General features: G+C 66.7%; 10 protein-coding genes. 6 read left to right on the top strand and 4 right to left on the bottom strand.

Annotation, left to right across the window (positions count from 1 at the left end):
- On the top strand, positions 1–678 hold a 678-nt coding region (locus WBF82_RS17505; RefSeq protein WP_424384228.1), incomplete at its 5' end, for a cobalamin biosynthesis protein.
- Here the strand turns inward: WBF82_RS17505 and WBF82_RS17500 are convergent.
- From WBF82_RS17500 to WBF82_RS17490, 3 genes are all read right to left on the bottom strand, one after another.
- Positions 650–1,471, bottom strand: a complete 822-nt coding sequence (locus WBF82_RS17500; RefSeq protein WP_424384227.1) for an SURF1 family protein — start codon at positions 1,469–1,471, stop codon at positions 650–652. The two genes, WBF82_RS17505 and WBF82_RS17500, sit on opposite strands and share 29 nt — an antisense overlap.
- Positions 1,471–1,950 (bottom strand): low molecular weight protein-tyrosine-phosphatase, encoded by a 480-nt coding sequence (locus WBF82_RS17495; protein ID WP_424384230.1) that lies wholly within the window; start codon positions 1,948–1,950, stop codon positions 1,471–1,473. The genes WBF82_RS17500 and WBF82_RS17495 overlap by 1 nt, the downstream gene beginning before the upstream one ends.
- Before the next feature lie 88 nt (positions 1,951–2,038).
- Complete coding sequence (locus WBF82_RS17490) at positions 2,039–2,707, bottom strand: HAD-IA family hydrolase (RefSeq protein ID WP_424384226.1); 669 nt, start codon at positions 2,705–2,707, stop codon at positions 2,039–2,041.
- An 84-nt stretch (positions 2,708–2,791) separates the two neighbouring features.
- Between WBF82_RS17490 and cobC the strand changes: the two genes are divergently transcribed.
- Genes cobC through WBF82_RS17470 form a run of 4 tightly spaced genes read left to right on the top strand, consistent with a single transcriptional unit; the run spans position 2,792 to position 6,793 of the window.
- Positions 2,792–3,832, top strand: a complete 1,041-nt coding sequence (gene cobC / locus WBF82_RS17485) for an Rv2231c family pyridoxal phosphate-dependent protein CobC (RefSeq protein WP_424384225.1) — start codon at positions 2,792–2,794, stop codon at positions 3,830–3,832.
- Positions 3,829–4,965: a Nif3-like dinuclear metal center hexameric protein gene (locus WBF82_RS17480; protein WP_424384224.1), complete on the top strand. Its 1,137-nt coding sequence runs from the start codon at positions 3,829–3,831 to the stop codon at positions 4,963–4,965. Before cobC ends, WBF82_RS17480 begins: the two co-directional genes overlap by 4 nt.
- The gene (locus WBF82_RS17475; RefSeq protein WP_424384223.1) at positions 4,965–5,699 is read left to right on the top strand and encodes a zinc ribbon domain-containing protein; all 735 of its coding nucleotides are present in this window, start codon (positions 4,965–4,967) and stop codon (positions 5,697–5,699) included. Before WBF82_RS17480 ends, WBF82_RS17475 begins: the two co-directional genes overlap by 1 nt.
- The gene (locus WBF82_RS17470; protein ID WP_424384222.1) at positions 5,696–6,793 is read left to right on the top strand and encodes a bifunctional RNase H/acid phosphatase; all 1,098 of its coding nucleotides are present in this window, start codon (positions 5,696–5,698) and stop codon (positions 6,791–6,793) included. The genes WBF82_RS17475 and WBF82_RS17470 overlap by 4 nt, the downstream gene beginning before the upstream one ends.
- A 3-nt stretch (positions 6,794–6,796) precedes the next feature.
- Here WBF82_RS17470 and WBF82_RS17465 read toward each other — a convergent pair whose 3' ends face one another.
- Positions 6,797–7,513 carry a 2OG-Fe(II) oxygenase gene (locus WBF82_RS17465; RefSeq protein ID WP_424384221.1) on the bottom strand — a complete coding sequence of 239 codons (717 nt, stop codon included), beginning with the start codon at positions 7,511–7,513 and terminating at the stop codon, positions 6,797–6,799.
- Positions 7,514–7,605: 92 nt separating this feature from the next.
- Here WBF82_RS17465 and WBF82_RS17460 point away from each other — a divergent pair.
- Positions 7,606–7,718: hypothetical protein (locus WBF82_RS17460; RefSeq protein ID WP_424384229.1), on the top strand; the 113-nt coding region annotated here is incomplete at its 3' end.

Genomic DNA, 7,718 nt, shown 5'->3' with positions numbered 1-7,718 from the left:
GTGGCCACCTGGATAGCGCTGGGCGGAACGTCGCTGGCGCGCACCGGGCTGGTGATGGGTGACTTGTTGAGCGGCGACGACGTCGAGGGCGCCCGACGGCTGCTGCCGTCGCTGTGCGGGCGCGACCCGGCGCGGCTCGACGCTGCGGGACTGACCCGCGCGGCCGTGGAATCGGTTGCCGAGAACACCTCTGACGCGCATGTTGCGCCGCTGCTGTGGGCGACGTTGGGCGGCCTTCCCGGGGTGCTCAGCTACCGCGCGGTCAACACACTCGATTCGATGATCGGCCACCGTTCGCCGCGGTACGCCCGATTCGGTTGGGCCGCAGCACGTCTGGATGATGCCGCGAACTATGCCGCGGCACGCCTGACCGCGGTGCTGGTGGCGGTATGCGCGCCGACCGTCGGCGGATCGCCGTCGGGTGCGCTACGTGCCTGGCGTCGCGACGCCGCCCGCCATCCCAGCCCCAACGCCGGCGTTGTCGAGGCGGCGTTCGCGGGAGCGCTGGGCGTGCGCCTGGGTGGGCCCACTGCCTACCAGTACGACCTGCAGATCCGGCCCACCCTCGGCGACGGAATGCCGCCATCGGTGGCCGACCTGCGCCGCGCGGTGCAGCTTTCCCGGGCGGTGCAGGCGACGGCGATGGTGCTTAGCGCCGCCGTCCATAGCGGTCGGTGAGCTTGTCTTCGACGGTGGCCGGCGCAGGCTTCTCGGCGGACTCGGTCTGGCGCTTCTCGGCGCGGCGGGCCCGGATCTCGGCGTACACGAAGTAGCCCAGCAGGATCGGTGCGACAACGCCGAACGTGATCCACTGAATGCCATAGGACAAGAACGGCCCGGCATCCAGGTGGGGGAGCGCGATGACGCCCAGCCCGCCGGGCTGGTTGTCGACCAACTGCAGATATGACCCGGCCAGCGGAACTCCGGTCAGTGTCGCTATTTGACTGACATCGATCGAATAGACCTGGCGCACACCGTCACTGATGAATGGCTGCTTGTCCAACACCGGCTGCTCGGAATCGCGCAGCCGCGCCGTGATGGTCACCGTCCCGCGGGGAGGCGGTGCAATCGCTGGCACCCGCGACCCCTGCTCGGGTCGCACATAGCCGCGGTCGACCAAGACACTGGGGCCTGCGTCGACGGCGAACGGGACCAGCACCTCCAGCGCCGGATCCCCCTCGGCCACCCGCAACCGGACCAGCAGTTGCTTATCCGCCAAATAGTGCCCGGTCGCCGTCACGGTGCGCCACTGTGCGTCGGGAGCTGACGAGTTTTGTTGCGGCAACAGGGTTTTCAGCGGCACCGGCGCGGTCGTCAGAGATTGCTGAATCTGGTTGTTTTCCCGCGACGTCCTGGTGTTCTTGCCCAACTGCCAGGGCGCGAGCACGCTGCAACACAAGTAGGTGAACGCGATGACCACCACGGCCAGCGCCACCCAGCCGGGTCGCAGCAGAAAGGTGAGACGACGCATTAGGGGTGCCCGTTCTCGGCGAGTCGCTCGTCGACCCAAGCGTGCAGACCCGGCAACGAAGCTTCGATGGCGGTGAAGACCGCTTCGAAGTCGTCGTGGTCGCCGTAGTAAGGGTCGTCGACATCGAGGACATACGCACCCGAGCGCGGGTCGAAAGACCGCAGCATCCGGATTCGGTCGGAATTAACCCCGAGCTGCTGGAGCAGCCACACGTGGTTGCGGGCCAGCGCGACCACCAGGTCGGCCTCGATGTGGTCGATCCCGACCTGCGCGGCGCTGTGGTCAGTGGGGTAGCCGTGCGCGCGCAGCACCCGGTTGGCCCGCTCGTCGGCGCACTTTCCGATATGCCAACCGGCGGTTCCGGCACTGGTCACCCGCACGGCGTCGTGCAGACCGCGCTGGCAGATCTGGTGGGCGAACATTTTCTCCGCCATCGGCGACCGGCAGATGTTGCCGGTGCACACGAAGGTGATGTGCAGCCTCGACTCAGCCCGACGACGATGCAGGCCCGTCAGGGCCTGAGGTGGGGGCACCTCCCGCTTGCGGGGGCGAGTCGGGCAATCAGACTCAGACACCTAACGTCCTCCGCAACTCGGCAACCGTCGCAACATGCACCAGCCCGGCCGTTTCGGTGGCGTCGGCGAAGTCGGCTTGGCCGTATCCCCAGCCGACCACCACCGCGTCGATGCCGTGCGCAGCCGCGCCTTCGACGTCATGGCGACGGTCGCCGACCATCAGCACGCGTTCGGGCAGCGGCTGCAGTTGTGCCAATGCGTGGGCCAGCACGTCAGTTTTGGTGGCGCGGGTGCCGTCGACGCTGGCTCCGGCGACGACCTCGAAGTGCTGGTCGAGCCCGAAATGCGCCAGGATGCGACGTGCGGTCGGCTCCGCCTTGGAGGTGGCCACGGCAAGCCGGACGCCGGCAGCCCGCAGGTCGGCCAGCAGATGACTAATTCCGTCGAAGAGGCTGTTGATTGCCCAGCCGCGGGTGGTGTAGTCGGCGCGGTAAGCCGCGATCGCGGCGTCGACGTGCTCGCCCAGACCCATCGTGGCGAGGGTGTGATGCATCGGCGGGCCGACAATCCGGCTGGTCAGGTCGCCGTCGGGCACGTCGGCGCCAATCTGGCCGAGCGCGTGTCGAAAGCTGGACACGATCCCCTCAGCGGAGTCGGTGAGAGTGCCGTCGAGATCGAAGATCACCAGTTGGGGTTTAGCGGCGCAGGCCGTGCGGGTCACGTCCCTATTGTCCAAGATGGCGCGACCTGCGGTTGACGGTGTCCCGATACCTGGCCTCGTCGCGAGGTCGTTAGGGTTTCAGACGTGGCGAATCCGGACTCGAGCGCGTCGATTCCGCTCGCGGTCGCGCGCTATCACGGCGATCAGGCCGCTGAACCAGGCATGCTCGATTTCGCGGTCAACGTCCGTCATGCCCAGCCGCCTGCCTGGCTGGTGCAGCGGCTGGCCGCAAGGTTGCCTGATTTGGCGCGCTACCCAGGCGCCGGCGAAGAGCGCTCGGCGATACAAGCCGTCGCGATCCGTCATGGCCGTGCTCCCGATGAGGTCGCGCTGTTGGCCGGATCCGCCGAAGGATTCGCGTTGCTCCCCAACCTGCGCCCCAGGCTGGCGGCGGTGATCGCGCCGTCGTTCACCGAGCCCGTCGTGGCGCTGCGGGTGGCCGGTATGCGCGTACTGGACGTCGTGCTGGACCGGCCGTTCAGCTTGGCCGGCGCGCTGGTTCCCGACGAGGCCGACCTCGTCGTGGTGGGCAACCCCACCAACCCGACATCGGTTTTGCACACCCGCGAGCAGATCCTCGCGTTGCGCGGCCCCGGCCGGATTGTGGTGGTGGACGAGGCATTCGCCGATTCCATTCCCGGAGAGCCGGAATCGCTCGCCGACGAGCCGCTGCCCGACGTGCTGGTACTGCGCAGCCTGACCAAGACATGGTCGCTGGCAGGCCTGCGGGTGGGCTACGCACTGGGTGCGCCCGACGTGTTGGCTCGGCTTACGGCTCAGCGGGCGCACTGGCCGGTGGGCACCTTGCAACTGACGGCGATCGCGGCCTGTTGTGCGCCCGACGCGGTCGCCGAAGCGGCAGTGGAAGCTCGACGCTTGGCGATGTTGCGCACCGAGATGGTTTCGGGCCTGCAGTCGGTGGGTGTCGAATCAGTGGACGGCCGTGCGCCATTCGTCTTGTTCACCGTTGACGACGCCGAGCTGACGCGAAAGCATCTGCACACCAAAGGAATTGCGATACGACGCTGTGACACGTTCGTTGGACTGGACGGGCGATATCTGCGGGCCGCGGTCAGGCCGGAGTGGCCGCTGCTTGTCGAGGCGTTGCAGGAGGTGCTGGCGTGACCGTGCGGCTGGCCGATGTCATCGACGTGCTGGACGAGGCTTATCCGCCCGGGCTAGCCGAGTCGTGGGATTCGGTCGGCTTGGTGTGCGGCGACCCCGACGACACGCTGACCTCGGTGACGGTCGCCGTCGATGCGACCGCGGCGGTGGTCGACGAGGTTCCGGACGGCGGCCTGCTCCTGGCCCACCATCCGCTACTGCTGCGCGGCGTGGACACGGTGGCGGCCAGTACCGCCAAGGGTGCGTTGGTGCACCGCCTGATTCGTTCCGGCCGTTCGCTGTTCACCGCACACACCAATGCCGACTCGGCGTCGCCGGGAGTGTCGGATGCGTTGGCGCAGGCGCTCGGACTGACCGTTGAGACGGTGCTGGAGCCCTCGCATGTGGTGGCTGGTTTGGACAAGTGGGTGATCTTCGTGCCGGCGGAGAACGCGGAGGCGGTGCGCTCGGCGGTCTTTGCGGCCGGCGCCGGCCGAATCGGCGACTATTCGCAATGCAGCTGGAGCGTCACCGGCACCGGCCAGTTCCTGCCGGGGGATGGAGCAGCACCGGCGATCGGCAGCGTCGGCGCCGTCGAGAAAGTGGTCGAGGATCGCGTCGAGGTTGTCGCGCCTGCGCGGGCACGGCGCGAGGTGCTCTCGGCGATACGGGCCGCGCATCCATACGAGGAGCCGGCGTTCGACATCATCGCGCTGGCACCGCTGCCCGCCGACGTCGGGCTGGGGCGGATCTGCTCGCTGGCCCAGCCAGAGTCGTTGAGCGCGTTCGTATCCCGCGTCAGATCCGGATTGCCGCAAACGTCATGGGGGGTGCGCGCAGCAGGCGACCCAGACCTGACTGTGTCACGAGTCGCGGTCTGCGGGGGCGCCGGCGACTCGCTGCTGGACGCCGCGGCGGCCGCCGGAGTGCAGGCCTATGTCACGGCCGATTTGCGCCATCACCCCGCCGACGAGCACTGCCGCGTTTCTGACGCGGCGCTGATCGACGTTGCACATTGGGCCAGCGAATATCCTTGGTGCGAACAGGCTGCCGGAGTCTTGCGGTCGGCTTTCGGCGCCGACATATCGGTACGCGTGTGCCAGATCCGCACCGATCCGTGGAACGTCGACAACGCCAATGGGGGTGGGCACTGATGAAAGCCGCAGTCGCGCAGCAGCGTTCGCTGCTCGAAATTGCGGAGCTGGACGCTGAACTGTCCAAGATCGCGCACCGCGCCGGCCACTTGTCCGAGCGCCAGGACTGTGAGCGATTGCAAACCGATCAAGTCGCCGTCGATGACCGGCGTGCGGCCCTGGGGATTGCGTTGGAAGACTTGGACGCCCAGATATCACGCTTCGAGTTGGAGATCGACGCGGTGCGTCAACGCGAGGACCGGGACCGGTCGCTGCTGCAATCGGTCGCTGACGCCAAGCAATTATCGGAATTGCAGCACGAACTGGATACCTTGCAGCGCCGCCAATCCAGCCTGGAGGATTCGCTGTTGGAGGTGATGGAGCGCCGCGAACAGCTGCAAGCCGAGCTGGCCGCTGAGGTAGCTAAGAGTGACGCGCTGCAAACTGATCTAGCCGCGGCGCAGCAGGCCCTCGACGGCGTACTCGAAGAGATCGAACAAGCCCGCCGTCTTCGCTCGACGCGGCGTGACGAACTCACCGCGGCGTTAGATCCTGAGCTGGTAGCACTCTACGAACGTCAGCGTGCCGGCGGTGGTCCTGGGGCTGGAGCGCTACAGGGCCGCCGGTGCGGCGCATGTCGGATCGAAATCGATCGCGGCGAGCTGTCCAGGATCTCAGCGGCGGCCGAAGATGACGTGCTGCGGTGTCCTGAATGCGGCGCGATCTTGTTGCGGGTCAAAGGCGTAAGCCAGTGAAGGTCATCGTGGAAGCCGATGGCGGGTCACGCGGTAACCCTGGGCCGGCGGGCTACGGATCAGTGGTCTGGACAGCTGACCGGTCAACTGTATTGGCTGAAAGCAAGCAAGCGATCGGCCGTGCCACCAACAACGTCGCCGAATATCGCGGACTCGTAGCGGGTTTGGAGGAGGCCGCAAAGCTCAATGCCACTGAGGTCGCGGTTTCGATGGATTCCAAGTTGGTGGTCGAGCAGATGTCCGGGCGTTGGAAAGTCAAGCATCCCGACCTGGCAGAGCTCAACGCGAAGGCGCGGGCACTGGCGTCGCGGTTCGAAAAGATCAGCTACACCTGGATTCCGCGAGCGCAGAACTCCTACGCCGACCGGTTGGCCAACGAGGCGATGGACGCTGCCGCCGAGGCCGAAGCGGACAGCGACAGTTCAGCGGCGATGGCCCAAGCAAGCGAAAGCCCTTCGCCGCCAGGCTGGACGGGCGCGCGTGGTACCGCCACCCGGCTGTTGTTGCTGCGCCACGGCCAGACCGAGTTGTCGGTCCAGCGGCGCTACTCGGGACGCGGTAACCCGTCGCTGACCGAGCTCGGGTGGCAGCAGGCCGATGCGGCCGCCCGGTATCTGGCTCAACGTGGCGGGATTTCGGCGGTGGTCAGCTCGCCGCTGCAACGCTGCTATGACACCGCCGCGACGGCTGCCAAAGCGCTGGGCTTGGACTTGACCGTCGACGACGACCTGATCGAGACGGATTTCGGCGCATGGGAAGGCCTCACGTTCGCTGAGGCCGCCGAACGTGATCCCGAACTACATCGACAGTGGCTGCGCGACACCAGCACGGAGCCGCCGGGCGGGGAGAGCTTCGATCACGTGAGCCAGCGGGTCTGCCAGGCGCGAGACCGCATAGTGGCGGACTATGGCGGCACCACCGTGCTCGTCGTATCGCATGTAACCCCGATCAAAATGCTGCTGCGCCAAGCCCTCGATGCCGGGCCGAGCATTCTTTACCGGCTACACCTTGACCTGGCGTCGTTGAGCATTGCGGAGTTCTATCCCGACGGGGCGTCGTCGGTGCGGCTGGTGAATCAGACCGGATATCTCTGAGTTTCAGGCGGCGTCGTGGAAGATCAGCCCCAGCGCGTAGCGTTCGCCCGAGCGCACGACGGACAGGCCATGGCGCACCGGCGCAGCCGACCAACCACGAGCCGATTGCACCGGGCGGTCGCGGGTGGTGAACAGGTAGCCGTGCCCGTGCGGCAATTGCGTTGCGGTGCCGCGTGATTGGGCTCGCGCCCGCTGTTCGACAAGCATGAACTCCCCACCGGTGTACTCGGTCTCCGAGTCGCTCAGACTGATGACCACCTGAAGGGGAAACACCAAGTCCCCGTACAGATCTCGGTGAAGCGCGTTCCAATCGTTCGTCGCGTATTTGAGAACAAGCGCGGTCGATCGCGTCTGGCCGGCGGCGTGGCACATGTCCAGCCATTCGTCGAGGGTGTCCGGCCAGGGAGCGTCTCGGCCCAGCTTGGCCCACCAATCTCGGGCGATCGGCAGAAGCCGCGGATACAGCGCTTGCTTGAGCTGCTCTATCGGTTCCGGATAGGGAGCGCGGAAGTATCGATACTGTCCGGAGCCGTAGCGGCGTGGTGCCATGTCGATGGTGGAGCGGAACAGTTGATCGTTCGTGTACAGCTTGCGCAGCCGTTGGGTTTCGCTGGGTGTCAAGAGTCGGGGCAGCAGCGCTCCGCCGTAGTCGCCGACGGCAGCGGCGATGGCGTGCCAGTCACCGGCGTCGACGCGCTTTTCCCATCGGGTTGCTGGCATCTGTCCTCCCTTCGTCCCCTGTTCTGTAGACGATAGGGATGCCTCCGACGTGAGGATCGATCTTGTCGCCGAAGCGATGTATAGTCGAACATATGTTCGAGAATTTAGCAGTGATCGATCCGGCGTGGGAGGAATCCGCGCTGGTCGAGCGCATCGCCGAGCTGGAACGGATCAAGGCCGCCGCGGCCGCGGGTCAGGCACGCGC

This window comes from Mycobacterium sp. (assembly GCF_049673265.1).
Classification (GTDB): Bacteria; Actinomycetota; Actinomycetes; order Mycobacteriales; family Mycobacteriaceae; genus Mycobacterium.
This window is presented reverse-complemented; position numbering and strand designations above follow the sequence as displayed.

Coding starts and splice junctions, on each gene's coding strand:
- WBF82_RS17465 (WP_424384221.1), bottom strand. CDS start 7,513: ATGCCAGCAACCCGATGGGAAAAGCGCGTCGACGCCGGTGACTGGCAC.
- WBF82_RS17475 (WP_424384223.1), top strand. CDS start 4,965: ATGAAAGCCGCAGTCGCGCAGCAGCGTTCGCTGCTCGAAATTGCGGAG.
- WBF82_RS17500 (WP_424384227.1), bottom strand. CDS start 1,471: ATGCGTCGTCTCACCTTTCTGCTGCGACCCGGCTGGGTGGCGCTGGCC.